The sequence below is a fragment of the Mesorhizobium sp. PL10 genome (assembly GCF_053714315.1).
In genome coordinates, this window is record NZ_JBSKBR010000034.1 from 15,108 (window position 1) to 30,951 (window position 15,844).

At 59.2% G+C, this 15,844-nt stretch carries 15 protein-coding genes; 2 read left to right on the forward strand and 13 right to left on the reverse strand.

Annotated elements, in window-relative coordinates; all coding sequences use genetic code 11:
• Positions 1-464 precede the first annotated feature (464 nt).
• From ACWGTO_RS29735 to ACWGTO_RS29790, 12 genes are all read right to left on the reverse strand, one after another.
• On the reverse strand, positions 465-1,331 hold the full coding sequence (locus ACWGTO_RS29735) for an N-acyl homoserine lactonase family protein (RefSeq protein ID WP_454578350.1): 867 nt from the start codon (positions 1,329-1,331) through the stop codon (positions 465-467).
• Positions 1,303-1,809 (reverse strand): hypothetical protein, encoded by a 507-nt coding sequence (locus ACWGTO_RS29740; protein WP_454578351.1) that lies wholly within the window; start codon positions 1,807-1,809, stop codon positions 1,303-1,305. The genes ACWGTO_RS29735 and ACWGTO_RS29740 overlap by 29 nt, the downstream gene beginning before the upstream one ends.
• Positions 1,806-2,849, reverse strand: coding sequence for an aldo/keto reductase (locus tag ACWGTO_RS29745; RefSeq protein WP_454578352.1), 1,044 nt, complete (start codon positions 2,847-2,849; stop codon positions 1,806-1,808). The genes ACWGTO_RS29740 and ACWGTO_RS29745 overlap by 4 nt, the downstream gene beginning before the upstream one ends.
• Before the next feature lie 347 nt (positions 2,850-3,196).
• Positions 3,197-4,027: an L-threonylcarbamoyladenylate synthase gene (locus tag ACWGTO_RS29750; RefSeq protein WP_454578353.1), complete on the reverse strand. Its 831-nt coding sequence runs from the start codon at positions 4,025-4,027 to the stop codon at positions 3,197-3,199.
• A 17-nt stretch (positions 4,028-4,044) separates the two neighbouring features.
• Entirely contained in the window at positions 4,045-5,025 is a 981-nt protein-coding gene (locus ACWGTO_RS29755; protein ID WP_454578354.1) for an aldo/keto reductase, read from the reverse strand.
• 4 nt (positions 5,026-5,029) lie between these two features.
• Entirely contained in the window at positions 5,030-6,310 is a 1,281-nt protein-coding gene (gene oiaX, locus ACWGTO_RS29760; protein ID WP_454578355.1) for a 3-oxo-isoapionate-4-phosphate decarboxylase OiaX, read from the reverse strand.
• Positions 6,311-6,327: 17 nt separating this feature from the next.
• Complete coding sequence (locus ACWGTO_RS29765) at positions 6,328-7,362, reverse strand: aldo/keto reductase (protein WP_454578356.1); 1,035 nt, start codon at positions 7,360-7,362, stop codon at positions 6,328-6,330.
• A gap of 72 nt (positions 7,363-7,434) precedes the next feature.
• On the reverse strand, positions 7,435-8,388 hold the full coding sequence (locus ACWGTO_RS29770) for a substrate-binding domain-containing protein (RefSeq protein WP_454578357.1): 954 nt from the start codon (positions 8,386-8,388) through the stop codon (positions 7,435-7,437).
• Positions 8,389-8,525: 137 nt separating this feature from the next.
• Complete coding sequence (locus ACWGTO_RS29775; RefSeq protein ID WP_454578358.1) at positions 8,526-9,488, reverse strand: ABC transporter permease; 963 nt, start codon at positions 9,486-9,488, stop codon at positions 8,526-8,528.
• A gap of 38 nt (positions 9,489-9,526) precedes the next feature.
• Positions 9,527-11,059: a sugar ABC transporter ATP-binding protein gene (locus ACWGTO_RS29780; RefSeq protein ID WP_454578359.1), complete on the reverse strand. Its 1,533-nt coding sequence runs from the start codon at positions 11,057-11,059 to the stop codon at positions 9,527-9,529.
• A gap of 69 nt (positions 11,060-11,128) precedes the next feature.
• Complete coding sequence (locus tag ACWGTO_RS29785) at positions 11,129-12,016, reverse strand: 3-keto-5-aminohexanoate cleavage protein (RefSeq protein WP_454578360.1); 888 nt, start codon at positions 12,014-12,016, stop codon at positions 11,129-11,131.
• A gap of 9 nt (positions 12,017-12,025) precedes the next feature.
• On the reverse strand, positions 12,026-13,378 hold the full coding sequence (locus ACWGTO_RS29790; RefSeq protein WP_454578361.1) for a four-carbon acid sugar kinase family protein: 1,353 nt from the start codon (positions 13,376-13,378) through the stop codon (positions 12,026-12,028).
• Positions 13,379-13,525: 147 nt separating this feature from the next.
• On the opposite strand from ACWGTO_RS29790, the gene ACWGTO_RS29795 reads away from it, so the two are divergent.
• Positions 13,526-14,320, forward strand: coding sequence for an SDR family NAD(P)-dependent oxidoreductase (locus ACWGTO_RS29795; RefSeq protein ID WP_454578362.1), 795 nt, complete (start codon positions 13,526-13,528; stop codon positions 14,318-14,320).
• 99 nt (positions 14,321-14,419) lie between these two features.
• The gene (locus ACWGTO_RS29800; RefSeq protein ID WP_454578363.1) at positions 14,420-15,127 is read left to right on the forward strand and encodes a FadR/GntR family transcriptional regulator; all 708 of its coding nucleotides are present in this window, start codon (positions 14,420-14,422) and stop codon (positions 15,125-15,127) included.
• 519 nt (positions 15,128-15,646) lie between these two features.
• Here ACWGTO_RS29800 and ACWGTO_RS29805 read toward each other — a convergent pair.
• A partial coding sequence (locus tag ACWGTO_RS29805; RefSeq protein ID WP_454578364.1) for a hypothetical protein occupies positions 15,647-15,844 on the reverse strand: 198 nt, incomplete at its 5' end.

The window sequence follows — 15,844 nt, forward strand, 5'->3', positions numbered from 1 at the left end:
CCAGAGTGGTATCCGAACCACGGAAGCTGCGCGCGATAGTAAGACAGTCAGTTCGCCGTGCATGCGCTCGCGAGTCGACTGTCCGGCCACTTGACATGCTCTCAGAAGAGATAAAACGAGGACCTCCCCGACACCGACCTCGCCGTGAACCCGGCCGGCCAGGAGGATCCGATTTACCGATCGCCGGAATGCCAGTTCTCGAAATCCGAAAGCCCGGCAGGTCTTCGTGTCGAAGCCTGGTCACGGGTATGGGCTATCCGGTGTCGAGAATTCTGCTCTGCTTCAGAGGGAACACCCGCATGTTCTATAGTGAGGCGAGGAACTCGACCAGCCAGTTCATAGCTTTGCTCTGGTAGATGTGAAGAAGCAAGCAAGGAAAGGCCAGGTCGCCGATACCTGGCCTTTCCTCTGCGCATCGCCTTGGGAGGACGATTGTGAATTGAGAGCAGCTTCACTCCAATCCGTCACACTCTTGAACGTTCTCCGTCGGCCAAACTTATCTCGACGAGCATGAGCTGGCGGTCTGTCACGCGCGAAGGATAGATTTTTGATAGCCTTTCCTCATGCATGGGAATGATGCGGCGCTCGTCGTTGCCGACAATTCCAAGCATCTCATCAGCGGCCTCGATCAGACGGGTTTGACTGCCGTTGGCGAGACCCGGCGGAACGAAACACGGATCATTCGAGTCGCCCCCGTTGAGGTTTTTGTAGGTATAGACCACATCGCCGGACAGGACGATCTTGTCGTCTCCCTCGCCGTTCTGCACCACCACATATTGCGAGCCTGCGGTGTGCGTGTCGAAAGCAGGATATAGATGAATCCCGGGAAGCAGATTTTCCCTCTCCCCTTCTACCAATTCAAGGCGGCCCTCAATGTTTGCCCGGGTCAGGTAGAGGATGTCGGCAGGATTCAATCCCGCCTGCAGAGACCGGAATCGGCGGCCCTTAGCGAGAATCCACATCCAGGATTCCAGCTCTTTCTTCTGAATGTAGATCTTCGCGTTCGGGAAGAATTTCAGGCCACCAATATGGTCGAAGTGTGCATGCGTCAGGATGACATGGGTGACGTCCTGTGGCCTCACACCGCACTCGCCAAGGACTATGTCAGGAGGTGTCCATCCGGTGACGCCGATCGAGTTGGCGATCTCCCCTCCGAAATCGCCGGCGTCGTGTCCCACGTCGATCAAGACGACGGAGCCGCTGGTCTTGATGAGTATGTAGGCGAACGGCAGGTTCATCGTTCCCTGATTATGCGCGCCGTAATAGACCCCGCTGACCGGATGCACCGGGCTGCGCGAGTATTCAAGCACCCAAATCGAATGTGCTCCCATGGTTCTCCTCCCGATGACTAAATAGAGACCCCGCACAGCAGCTGCTTGTGTCAAAGGCCGTTGAGCCGAGTAAGGCGGCCGAGCGCTTGAGTTCGGTCGCCGCGTTTGAAAGCAGGCCCAAGAGCGGTGCGTCTGAGATGAGGACGCCGCGCCGCAACAGCGTGTCCGCGTTGGCGAGCAGGCGATCTGCCTTTCCCAGATGGGCGAGCGCATGCCGTTCGGCGACGAACCCCGGCAAAACCGAGCGTGCTGCCGCTACCGACCGTTTGATGTCAGCAGCACGGTCGGCGAGTTCGCCGACCAAAAGGCGCATTCCCCTCTCCTTCAACGCGAGGTGCATAAACGAGTAGATCGCCAGAAGTTCTCCATAAGTTCTGACGAGCGCTTCGACGTCTGCGCGCGCTTCCGGTGACGCGATCGGATCGACAACCGCGTCACATTGGAAGCCGCCGCGCATGGTGCCGCGATTGACAATCATCGCCCGGCCACAGGCAACGGGGCGTTCGACGGAAGGAGGTTCGTCGCCTTCAGTGCGTCCCAGAACGCTGAAGGTACGGTCTCGTTGATCGCCTTGACGTTCTGGTCCACTTCGGCGGCGCTCTTCGCCCCCATAACGAGGGTGGCCACAGCCGGATGCGCGTAGACGAACTGCATCGCGGCCGCGGGCAGGCTCACTGAATATTCAGCGCAAAGGCTCTCGATGGCCTTCACCTTATCGACGACGGCGGCCGGGACCTTGCCATAGTCATAGGTGGCAGTGGCTCCGCCGACGCCAGTCGCCAGGATTCCGGAATTGAAGATGCCCCCCGCGATGACTGATACGTTTCGCTTGAGTAACTCATCAAAGGCGGCTTCGAGGGGCGCGTGGTTCAACAGCGTGTAGCGCCCTGCAATAAGGGAACAGTCGATCTGAAACTCGCGCGCGACACCGACGACCGAGTCCGTTTCGTTCACACCCAGACCTATGGCCGAGACCGCGCCGCTCGACCGTAGCTCGTCGAGCGCCTTGTAACCGGAAGCGCGGAGCTGGTCCCAGTAGAATTCGCTCTGGTCGCCGTGCCAGGCGCGGCCGACATCATGAACGAGAAGGATATCGATGTAGTCAAGACCGAGGCGCTGCTGGCTGTCTTCGAACGCACGCATGACACCGTCATAGGTATAATCGTAGGTGTCGAGAAATGGCAACGGATCGATCCAGTCGATCCCGTACACGGTCTCGAGTTTCTTCGTCCTGCCGGCGGGCTTCAGTATGCGCCCGACCTTGGTGCTCACCACCACGTTTGGCCGCAGCTTGTTCGCCCGGAGCGCATGCCCGAGGTAGTGTTCGGATTTCCCGAAGCCGTACATTGGCGCGCAATCGAAATAGCGGATTCCGGACGAATACCCTGCGAGGATCGTGGCTTCGAACTCGTCATACGAGACATCGGCGTTGAAGCCTGACAGGGGAACCGTGCCCAGTCCCAGCGAGGTCACCTGCACTTTGCTTTTTCCGAGCGGCCTGAGTTCGAGTTCGGTCATAGGATCATCCTTGCGTGTCTTTGGGAGCGTCCTACCGCTAGGTCGCTTGGTGATTGGCGGCGGACGCAGACCTACGCGTCGTCAAGCAGCACTCGTGACACCGGGGCAGCTTGTCGGGATTCACGTCGGTAGCTTGTGAGCATGTAAGACCTCCCATCTCGGCTCCTCTAAATCTGCGACAGGTAAGGTATAAGGTCATACCTTGCTATGCAAGCGATTTTTCTGCGGTTCCATTCGAAGAATCCGACAAGCGAGCTTAAGTTGGACGCGGCGCGGCGGCTCGCCTCAATCGATCGTTTATGGCGCGTCCGAGGCCGTACATCGGTATCGAGGCGAATCCGATAACGTCACCCGGCCTCGACCATGACCGCGTAAAGGCTTCGGGCGGCCTCCTCTAGGTTGCCGGAAGCGGACAGTGTCAAGTGACATCCCTCGCATGGCGGTCCGAAGCCGACCCAAACCATATTCGCCGTCGGCTGGTCGACCTCCATCCAGACGGCAGCGTCGGGAGCGTAGTGGCTTCTCAATTGGCCCGGGGCAGAGATTTCGAGCGCTTCGGTGGCCTCCCCCATCGCACCAAGTAGCTCTTCGAGCGACTCTTGTGGAACGGAGCCCTGACGCAGGATTGTAGGCGCGCCGACCAAGGACAGGATTGTGGACTCGAGCCCGTGTTCGCAGGCGTCATCTTCGATGATCGCCGCTATGCGGCTATCGAGTTGGCGAACCACTTGCGCGAAACGCGTCGTGGATATCTTCCCCGAAAGGTTGGCAGAAGGCGCGGCCACCGGGAATCCAACCGCTCGGATAAGGCGTTGGGCAACCTGTGAAGACGGAAATCGGATTGCTACGTTCGCCAGGCCCGCAGTCACCGCAGAGGCCAGTCCGGCATTAGCTCTCTTCGGCAGGAGCACCGTCAGGGGGCCGGGCCAAAACCGGGCGGCTACCAACTCGGCATTCTGGTTGAGCTCGGCCATCCTGCGGGCCATGTCCAAGTCGGAAACATGTACGATAAGCGGATTGTGCCGTGGACGTCCCTTCGCCTCATAGATGCGTTCTATTGCGGCGGGATTGCTCGCGTCAGCTCCTAACCCGTAGACTGTCTCCGTTGGGAAGGCCACGACTTCACCGTTGCGAAGCATCCGGGCCGCCATTTCGACGTCGTGGTCGTCATTGCCCAAGCGGCGGGTGATCCCCATTAATTCAGGCCCACGACCTGGTGGGGCACATAGGGTGCTTCGAGTTCCCTGATTTCATCTGCGGTCAGATTCACGTCAAGAGAGGCGGCCGCATCTTTCAGGTGCGATAGTTTGGTCGCGCCGACGATCGGAGCCGTGACGCCGGCCTTCGAGTGGAGCCACGCCATGGCGACAAGCGAGCGAGAGACGTTCTTCGCGGCGGCGATCTTAGCGACCACATCCACGACGCGCCGATCCGCCTCGTCGGCATGTCCGTAGAATCGCGCTGTCACGTTGTCGGTCTCGGACCTCACGCTGCTTTCTTCCCACGGTCGGCTGAGACGTCCGCGGGCCAAGGGGCTGAATGCGATGATGCCGACGCCTTCGCTCTTGCAGAGCGGCAGCATCTCGCGTTCCTCCTCACGGTAAAGGAGGTTCATTTGCGCTTGCATTGAGATGAAGCGCGACCATCCGGCGGCGTCCGATTTATAGAGTGCGCGCGCGAACTGCCAAGCATAGCAATTGCTCGCGCCGATGTACCGTACCTTGCCGCTTCGGACGAGGTCGGTCAGCGCCTCCAACGTCTCCTCGATCGGAGTCGAGTTGTCCCAGAAATGAATCTGGTAGAGGTCGATGTAGTCGGTCCCAAGGCGCTTCAGGCTAGCCTCGGCCTCGGCAATGATCGCCTTGCGTGACAGGCCGACGGCGTTGGCACCGTTTCGCATCTTGCCGTACACCTTGCTGGCGATGACCACTTCGTCGCGGGGCGCCATCTCTTTAAGAAGTCTCCCGACAATCTCCTCGCTGGTACCGTCAGAATAGACGTTAGCGGTGTCGAAGCAGTTGATGCCGAGTTCGATGGCTTCTCTAATGAAAGGCTTGCTGTCCTCTTCAGACAACGTCCATAGATGGTTGCCGCGTTCCGCGACGCCGAAGCTCATGCAACCCAAGACCAACTGCGAGATTTTCAGACCGGACCGACCAAGTTGACGGTACTCCATCGTGTCATTTCCCTTCTGATATCGGTGATTTCGCGCCAAACTTTGCGAGCGCCTGCGCCAGTTCCGGATGAGACTTCGCGTATTCTTGGAGGTCTACACCAGCGATGGCTGCGTCCCATGCGGCGCGGACGGCCCTCACCCCGGCCGCAGGCCCGCCAGGATGGCTAACCACACCACCCCCGCACAGATAGAGGTGGTCGACCGTCTGTCCTGTTCTTCGATAGGTCTCGGGTGCCTGGCCGCCCCATTGGCCCGAGCAAACGACAGGCAAAGGGCGGTCGGAGTCATGGAAGACCGGCTTCTGCAGGTCGTGGAAAGACTGAATGAAAGAGTCGTCCGGCTCCCAGTATTTCGCCCCGATGCCGTTGATCTGGAACTGGTCGACGCCCAATAGGCGCCAAAGCTGCTGATAAACCGAGAAGTCGAAACCGAGGCCCGGATGCCGGGTCATGAGATCCCAACCGTTACGGTGAGCATGCAGCGCGAGTGATGAACGCCGACGCAGGAACAGGAATGCGCCCATACCGATCGAGTTGATGTTGATAACCGCGGCGTTGCCACCTTCGCGAACCACCATGTCGTGCTTACGCACCATCTCGTCGGGATCGACATCGGAAATGCCGAAGGCGTACATGACCTTCTTTCCGGTGCGCTGCTCGTGGTCCCGAATGTGCGGCATGATCGCCTTCACGCGCGCTTCCAGCGAGGAGTAGGGCGGCGACGTTAGCTTCTCGTCGTCTTTGATGAAATCGACGCCGGATTTGATCAACTCGCCGACGACATCCGCGGTTTCATTTGGGGTTAAACCCAGCGCAGGCTTGATGATGGTGCCGATAATCGGTCTGTTGTAGACGCCTGTGAGGCGCCGCGAGCCTTCGATCCCAAACTGGGGTCCGGGATAGATCCCATCGAACTCGGACGGCAACTGCAGGCCGACGACCCTAAGTCCCGTGAATTCTTTGATCGACCAGACGCCGCCGAGCGCCACCGTCGTAAGGGCCGACAGGTCGGTGCCGACAGCTTCGAGCGGAAAGGCGATCGTCACCTGCGCCCGATTAAACGCTGCTCCGTTTGCCGGCAGAGACGGGGCGTCGACCGTGTCCAGCCGCTCGAAGGCGACAACCCGTGCGGCGGCGCGAGCTTTGAGTTCAGGTGTCTCGCCCGGCAGGTCTACGAACGTTCCGGTGGACTGATCGCTTGCGATCTTGGCCGCCAATGCCTCAGGACTCCCAGCCGTTTCGACGCGGTAGGTGACGAGGATGTCCGAGGGTCTTGGTCGAGCCAATTCTGCCGCCCTCGCCGTTAGGCCGCTGGCACTGGCGCGGCCGCCGGAATGAGGTCCGACGACTTGAGGTCATCCCAAAATGCCGCCGGGATCGGCGTGGAGATGGCGGCGACGTTTGCGGCCACATGTTCCGGCGTCAAAGCGCCTTGGACTACGGCAGTCACTGCGGGATGCGCGTAGACGAACTGCGTCGCCGCGGTCGGGAGCGAGACCCCGTGGCGTTCACAGACGGCCTCGAGCGCCTCGACCTTGCGAACAATCGCTTCGGGCGCCGGCTGGCAGTCATAGGTCCTGGTCGTCGTCATCGACTTGCTGCCCTCGGCCAGGATCCCTGAGTTGTATATGCCAGCGGCGATGATGCCGACACCTCGGCGCTGCATTTCCGGATAGAAATGGTCGAGCGCGCCATGGTTCAGGAGGGTGTACCGTCCAGCGACCATCGAGCAATCCAGGTCGAACTCCTCGGCCACCTGCAGGACAGATGCCGTTTCGTTGACGCCGAGGCCGATGGCCTTCACTGCCCCAGTGCGTCGCAGCTCGTCGCAAGCCTTATAGCCGCTGGCCCTCAAGGCCGAGAGATGGGTGTCATATGCTTCGCGATGCCATTCACCACTGACATCATGGAGATAGAGGATGTCGATGTGGTCCATGCCCAGACGCTGCTGGCTGTCTTCAAAGGCGCGCATGATGCCGTCGTATGAATAGTCGTAGTCGTCAACGAACGGCAGCGACTTCACCCAATCGATGCCGTAAAGACTTTCGGCGCGCCTGGCTCGGCTCTCGGGCTTGAGGACGCGGCCCGCCTTGGTGCTGACCACCACCTTCCCGACAAGATCGTTGTTCCGGAGCACGTGGCCGAGCGAGTGCTCGGATTTACCGAGACCGTAGAGCGGTGCGGTGTCGAAGTAACGGACCCCGAGTTCGTAGGCCTTGAGCACAACCGCTTCGAAAGTCTTGAAACTCACGTCGACGTTGCAGCCTCCGAGCGGCGAAGTCCCTAGCCCAAGGGAGGTCAGCGTCACGCCGGTCTTTCCAAGTTTTCTTTCTAGCATGGGTGGTCAATCCTGATTTTCGAAACACGTTATGCGGACGGCCCGAAGGCCGTCCGCAGTCAAAGCTTTTGGTTACATGTATTTCTCGACATTCGTGGAATCGAGGATCAGCCACGGAACGACGTAGTCCTTCTCTTTGCCGTCCTTCCAGTCCATCAGCGGGCCCCAGATTTCTGCCTGCGGCTTGTAGCTGTCGCCCTTGACCGCGTGCAGAGCGAGATCCACGGCGCCCTGGCCTTCGGCACGCGCATACTTGTAGAGCGAGACCGCCAGTTCGCCCTTCTTCACAGCGCGCTTGGCGTCGGGAATGCCGTCGATCGATAAAACGGGAACGGTCTTGAGATCGATGCCGGCGCTCTTCATCGCCACGATCGCACCCAAAGCCATCTCGTCGTTTTCGGCGAGGACGCCGTTGATCTGGCCGGGATGAGCCAGCAGCCAGTTCTCCATGAGGGCCTGGCCCTCGGCACGGCTCCAGTTGCCCGTCTTGGCTTCGATGAGCTTCAAATCCGGGAACTTCGCGAGTCCGGCGTCGATGCCCGCGCGACGCTCGATCTGAGCGGACTGGCCGATCGGACCTTCCATGAGAACGACGTTGCCCTTCGGGACGCGCTTCCCGAGTTCTTCGGCGATGATGCGGCCGCCCTCGGTATCGTTGACGATGATGGACGCGGTGTAATTCGTCGACTTCGTCTTGAGTGCCGAGACAATCACCGGGATTTTGGCCTGCACTGCCTTGTCGATCGGCGGCGCCGACGCCTGGAGGTCGAACGGTGCCATGATGATGGCGTTGAACTGCTGGGTGATCGCGGTATCGATCTGGTTGGCTTGGGTCAGCGGGTCATACTTTCCGTCGAAGACGGTGATCTCAACCATGCCCGACTTCACGGCCGGATGGTTCTGGATTTCCGTCGACCAGGCCTTCATGTATTCGCCGGACTCGCCGAACGATAACGCAGCGATCCGAATTTTGTCCTCCGCCCACGCCATCTGTGTTCCGGCCAGCAAAGCCGCGCCGATTGCCATTCCCGCGCCTGCTTTGAGCAGGTTCCTCCGAGACATATGCATTCTACATTCTCCTCTGGTTTAAAACTGCCCGAACTCGCTTCCTGCGTGACCGGGCATTGTCGCCGACCATGTCGGCGGCAATTCCTGAAAATTCGTCATTTGCGGATTTGATCGGCGATGACCGCGATCACGATGATGGTGCCCTTGAGCACTTGCTGGTAATAGGAAGATACCCCCATCAGATCCATGCCGTTGTTGATGGTGCCGATAATCAGCGCTCCTGTGAGCGTGCCGAGTAGCGAACCGCGGCCGCCCGCAAGGCTGGTCCCTCCGATGACGACCGCCGCGATCGCGTCAAGCTCGTAGCCGATGCCCGCCTGCGGCAGGGCTGCGGTCGTCCTGGCTGAGAGAACGATGCCGGCCAAACCCGCCAAAAGCCCGGAGATTACATAGGTCGAGCCGACTACGAACTTCGTCGAGATGCCGCTTGTCCGTGCCGCCTTCTCGTTCCCGCCGACTGCGTAGACGTACCGTCCGAACGTCGTGTAGTTCAGGACCGTCCACCCAATCAGAAAGACGATCAGCAGGACCAGGATTGGAACCGGGACGTACATGACTTGGCCCGCGCCGATCCACGTGAAGGCGTCCGACAGGTCCGGGATCGGTCGGCCGTCCGAGAAGATCAGGGTCAATCCGCGCGCGACACTGAGCATGCCGAGGGTTACTACGAACGGCGGAAGCTTGATCGCGGCGACGAGCACTCCGTTGACCAAGCCGAGGGCAGCGCCAACCGAAAGCCCCGCAAGGATGCCCCAAAGCACGAAATGCTGATTCGTATCAGTGACCAGGCTGGCGGCGACCATTCCGGTGATCGCCATCACGGATCCCACCGACAGATCTATGCCCTTTGTGAGGATCACGAAGGTGACGCCGATAGCCAGAATGCCATTGATAGACGACTGTCGGACAAGATTGAGCCAATTCGGCCATGTCAGGAAATATTGGCTGGCGAATGAAAAGAACGCGACGATGACGAAGAACACCAGGACGATGCTAAACTGACTGATAAGTTCTCCTGCCCGCATGCTTCCAGGCTTCGCCGCAGCGATTGTATTCATTGCTCAAATCCTCCGTTTGAGGGACTAGCGCCCATCGGTTAGCTCGCTAGGTCCATGAGCTTCTGTTGCGTTGCGTCGGCACCGTTGATGATGTTGACGAGTTGCCCCTGCTTGAAGATCGCGATCCGGTCGCTGAGTTGCATGATCTCTGGGGCCTCCGAGGAGACGACGAGGACGCCGTTGCCCTTTGCGGCGAAGTCCCGCAGGAAGGCGTAAATCTCCTGCTTCGAGCCTTCGTCGATGCCGCGCGTGGGCTCGTCACAGATCAAGAGCCGTGGGTCGGTTAGCAGGCAGCGTGCAAGGACGACTTTCTGTTGATTTCCACCAGACAAGGTCTCGACGGCGACGTCCGGCGACGCCGACTTGATACGCTGTGACTCGATCATGCCGCGCACGGCGCTTCGTTCCTTGTCGCGCCGGATGAAGCCGCTGACTGCCATTAGGGCGAGCGACGAGAGCGTGATATTGTGGGCTATCGACGCCGAGAGGACGAGGCCGCTGTCTTTGCGGTCCTCCGTCACCATGGCCATCCCGCGTTGGATTGCTTCCTTGGGGCGCCCTGGTCTCACCTTGTCGCCGTTGAATAGAATCTCTCCGTTCGTGGGAGAGTGAAGTCCGAAAATCGTTTCTAGGAACTCGGTCCGTCCGGAGCCAAGCAACCCATAAATGCCCACCACCTCACCCGAAGCGACTTCCAGGGAGATGTCGCGGAAGTGAGACCCACGTGCCAAGTTCGAAACAGAAAGTAGGATCGGAGCGTCTTCGAGGGGTTTACCCTTCTCCACCAGCTTCACTTCGCGACCAACGATCTGCGTCACGAGGTGCCGACGGTCGATGTCCTTGATGCTTCCCGTCTCGATAAACCGGCCGTCGCGGAAAACAGTGTATTCGTCCGCGATTTCGAAGATTTCGGTCAGCTTGTGGGAAACGTAGATGATTGCGGAACCGCGCGCAGTGATCTTGCGAAGCGCGTTGAACAGGACATGAACTTCATGTTCGCCGATGGCTGAAGTAGGCTCGTCCATGATGACGATGTGCGCGCGATAGCTAAGCGCCTTCGCGATCTCAACGAGCTGAATCTGCGCGAGGCTCAGTTCCCCCATCTTTTTGCGCGCGTCGACCTCGAAGCCGAGTTCGTCGAGGAATGCCTGGGCCTCTCGACGCATTTGGCCGAAGTTTACAAGAACCCCAAGTCGCTTAGGTTCTCGACCAAGATAAAGGTTCTCGGCGACGGTCATCTCCGGGACTGGAGAAAGCTCCTGCGTGATGATCGCGATTCCATGGCGCAACGCGTCCGCGGCGCTCTTGAAATCGACCGGTTCGCCGTCGATTAGCACCGTACCGCCATCGCGGCGCAGCAAACCCATCGTTATGTTCAGAAACGTGCTCTTGCCTGCACCGTTGCCACCGCAGAGTGCGTGCACCGTACCGGCCTTGAGTGTTAGCCTTCCGTCGACCAACGCGGGCACGCCATTGAACGACTTCTCGACTCCTTCGGCCTGGAGAAGGATCCGAGCTGTCGGCATCCGCTCGCCTTCAATGGCCTCGTGTTTTGATCTCGCATCGATCATGATATGACGTCATACCTTTGAAAAACAACAAATGCGCCGTTGCTTGGGCGGCGGCATGTCGCGTCGTTTCTACTTACTTTTCAATTTCAGTATCGCGCCGGCCTCTGCTGGCGTAGCGGGCTCGCGTCCGACCTTTTGTGCAATCTCAACAGCGCGGGATATGACATCCGCGTTCGTGGGCGCTCCAAGCTCGCGATACGGGTAGTCGCCGATGCCAATGGCCATATGGCCGCCCAGACGGCAAATCGCCGGCGCAATATCCAACAGGTTTCCACCCAGGCAGTTCACAGTCCATTCGATAGGCCTATCGTCAGGCAGAAACGCAAGGTGCGCCATCAAACCGGCCACCGTCGGCGGATGCCCAGTGATGTAGCGCCCTCCCGTCATATGAAGCAGGAAGTAGGCCGGCCCTTCGACCAAGCCTGCATTCATCAATGCAATCGCACGCCGCGTGAACCCGACCGACCAAGTGACCAGCTTCGGCTTGACGCCCGATTCTGCCAACGTGCGGGCGTAGTGCATCAGACTTTCGGTCGTGTTGAGATAGAGCCGGTCCGAGTTTTCGAATGCGCCCGTCTCGGGATTCCAAAGTTCGAGGTTCGCCGATCCTGTGTCGATGGGAGCGATGTCGGGCTTCGTCGCCGGGTCCAGGGCCAAAGTAGCCACCGTATCGATACGCTTCTTGGCGTCCGCATCGTTCGAGATGAAGCCAAGAGTTGGAAGGATGAGCAGATCGGTGGCCGCCCTGACCTTGCGGATGATTTCAGCGTTGGCTTCTACGGTGTTCGTCGCGCCACCGTCAGGAGTTCTCGCGTGATAATGCAGGATCGCCGCTCCCGCCTTGCGGGCCGCGACCGCGGCTTCCGCGATCTCGTCGGCGGTGTATGGAATGTTGGGGTTGGAGGTACGGGACGCGTACTCGTTGACGCGCGCTTCCAGTATGATCTTCTGATGCATTTCTCGTCCTTACGCCGCAACGGAATCGACGGTGCCCTTCAGGGCGCGCAAGAAAAAGTCGTCGGCACCGATCTGTCCACCTTTGAGCATGACTTCAAGACCGTCGATGTCGGCGTCGCCCGGCGCATCCAGGCGACAAACGTGGCAGTTCTGCACCTCGTCGAAAACCGCGATCTCGAGAGCTTGCGCGCCGACCGTTCTGACGGCGTAGCTGGAGCTATCGCCGCCGGAAAATACTATGCGTGGCAGGGACACGGCGCGCCGTACCGAGCGGGCAATGTTGCAATAAATCGCTCCGAGGCGCTCGGCGGGAACCTCGCCGTCCACCACGCGGCCGGACTCTCCACGGGCAGTGTAGATTACGGTGGGACAACCACGCTCGAGGCCTTCAATCGCCTTCAGCGCTACTTCGCGAGCCGCCGCAGCGCCTAGCTCGTCTGATGCGATCTTTGATACGTCCAGGTGCACCATCTTCCAGCCAGCAGCTTCCGCAGCGGCGATCTGGCGTCCAGTCTGAAGCGCGCAGCTGCCGGACAATACCAGCAGTTTCTCGACGCCGGAGATTTCTGTTTTGACAGGCTGGGAGGCGGGCAGAAGTCCCAAGCGAGCCCAGAGCGCACCCAGCTGCTGTGCGAGACCTTGAGCTGCAAGCGCGAAAATCGGCACAGTTGAAGCTCTGGTCCAAAGCAAATCCGCGACCGCAGCCAAATCGGCATTTTCGACGCCGTCGAAAATGACTCCCGCCCCGCCCCGGAAAGACCTGGAGACACATTCGTCCATCGTGGCGCGGTTGCGGACCATGGGAAGCGTGATGTTGACAAAATTCTTGTCCGTCTGCCCTGCTAGATGCAGCCGTAGATCGGCCTCGTGCATCGGGGTTTTGGGATGGCCGCGCATGCTCGGATGACGGTCTAACCGCTCGATTCTTTCGGCGAAGCGCGCGAAATGATTTCCGAAGCAGGTGTAGCGTCCGAAGTCGGGAGTGGCCGCGAGCACGGGGACGCCACGTTCTCCAAAGTGGACGGCGGCACGGTCGAGGACGGCACCGTAACTTCCGACCGTCGGCGACGAGTCGAAGGTCGAGCAGATTTTGTATTGAATGAAGGCGCTGTTCAGCCCGCCTATGATCGAGAAGGCGCTGTCAAGTTCGGCGTCGAGCTCGGCTCCCGAAAGCGCCCGTGCGGTGCCCGCGAAACCGAGCACATCGTAGGAAGCAGAATCGGCAACAACCTTCTCCATCGCCGGACGCGCGAGGTACAACTTGCCCTTTACGCCGCTCCGGTGGAACTGCGCCAGGTTCTCGGACGAACCTGTGAAATCATCGCCATAGAACACGGCTTTTAGTCTCGCAACCGAAGGCACTCCAACCTCCCATCCTCCCCGGTCGAGGAAACTCGCCCCTCACCCGACACGGCTCCACTCTTGACAAGAGTCATAGGAGGAGCCCATAACGATGTCAAGATCATACCTCATACCTTATACGTCACACCTTCGCTGGAGGACTACAAAATGAGACTTTCTGGTCGTACCGCCGTAGTGACCGGCGCTGGACGGGGCATCGGGCTTGCAGTGGCGGAGGCTTACATTCGCGAAGGCGCGAACGTGGTCATAGTCGATCGCGACTCGGACGTGGCAACCGAGGCCGCCGGCCGCCTTGGCGAGAAGGCGTTGGCAGTTCGTGCTGACATTTCAGTCGATGAGGACATCGCCGCTATCGTGAGGAATACAATCAAGCGGTTCGGCAACGTCGAGATTCTGGTCAACAACGCGGGCGTAGGTGCAACCACATTATTCCTCGAAAGCTCAAGGGAAGAGTTCGAACGTGTGGTTCGGATCAACTTGACCGGGACATTCCTGGTAGCTCAGGCCTTCGCGCGGATCATGGCCACGAAGGGATACGGAAGAATCATCAATATCGCCTCGTTGTCCGGCCAGAAGGGAGGCGTCGGGCGTTCGGCATACGGCGCTTCGAAGGCCGGCGTCGAGCTCCTCACCAAAGTGATGGCGGTCGAGCTCGCCGAGTCCGGCATCACTGTCAACAACATCGCCCCCGGCCCCATCCTCACAGAGGTTTCGAAGGTCATGCACACAGTCGAAACCCGGGAGGCTTACCATCGGCTAGTCCCGCAGCGACGCTATGGCGAGCCGTCAGAAATCGCGGACGCCGCAGTGTTCCTGGCGAGTGATGAGGCAGCCTATATCACAGGACATACGCTCAACGTCGACGGCGGCTTCCTCGCTGCAGGGTTGATGTTCCCATTCGATCCAAAGGCCTCAAAGCGGTTGGGGCAGATTAGCGAATAAATCACCATAGCGCTCGCCCCGCAGTTCGGTATTTTCCCCAAAGGCAAAACACGGTATGACCTCGTACCTTCTTCAAATATGACCGGAGCGTGACCAGGAATGCTGTCTATTGATCCGAAGAAAATCCCAAGCAGATTGGACATTGCGCTCGACTACATTACAGGCGAGATCGCTAATGGAAACCTGGGACCAGGCGACAAACTTCCCAACGAAAAGGAACTGGCCCAGCAGCTCGGTATCAGCCGGACACCTATCCGAGAGGCAATCAAGACGCTAGCGGTATCGGGGATTGTCGAAACCAAGCACGGATTTGGCAATTACATCCGCAAGGACGACGGCCCCGCAATGCCGCTGGCCATGTTCAAGCTCTACCTCCAGAGTTCGACGCCCGAAATGCTGATGGAGCTGAGATATGTCTTCGACCGAAACTGCTCGGAACTCGCTTCACTTCGGCGCACGGACGAAGATCTTGCAGTCATGAGGGAGTGCATCGACCGCTTGAGGAGACTGTCGGATGACGCGAACTCTCCAATCGAGGAACTCCTCGAGGCCGACCTCGATTTCCATCGAGCCATCTACAAGGCAGCTGGCAACCCACTGATCGTGGTGATCGCCGATTTCGTTCTGAAGATGGTCGCGCCCTGGGTCCAGAAGTCGCTGGAAGTCAGCGGCAAGTGGCGCGCGGTCGGACTTCATGAGCACATGTACGAAATGATCCGCGACAGGAAGACAGGCGACCTCAGCCGCGAAAGCGTCGAAGAGAACATGGAGCACTTCAGAACGTCGTTGCTGGGGATGACCGCCTGACTCCCAGCATGCTCACAGTCGTCTATCCCGGAGACTACGCAATCCCGAGATCGGTCGCTCGATCGTCCGGTCTGGCGCAAAAGGCGCCTCGTCGTCGATGGCTCGGGCGACTCGGACGGCAACATGCCCGACGCTTCCGCAATCCGATCAAATTTCCCGTATCCATCTACGGGCGAACGGATTGAGCTGCTGCCTCTCGAGAAATTGAAAGACATGAACACCTAGCGCCCCAGATCAAACTCTTGAGTTTGCCATTCACCATAATATGCGGTGAGTAGAGGCAGGTCTAACTTCGCCATATCTTCACGCACCCGCGCCGTACGAGACCGCAGGCTGGCATATCTGCTTCAGAGTATCCTAAGGACTACTTGCAAGGGGCGCACAGCGGCTGTTTACGCTCAAGGCCTCCGAAGCCGCCATAAAGCCGAATCTACTGTCCCGCTTTGTACATAAGCCCCAGCAATTCTGGTTGATGCGCGACCCAGAAAGTTCGAAAAGCTTCCAGGAACCCTAGGTGAGTTAGATGCACTCTGGCGAGTTCGGCCTCGCGAAATCCATCTCACAGCTTCCGCTGATGGGAGTTGTCTCGGCATCGCTCGAAATTGCGGTATACGACAGATGCGTGAGGCGTGCTTTTTCCCTGTTGTAGGAGCGAATGTGGCGCGACAATTCTGATGAGAAGCGCGCGACAATCTGGATGAGAATCTGGTGTCGCGG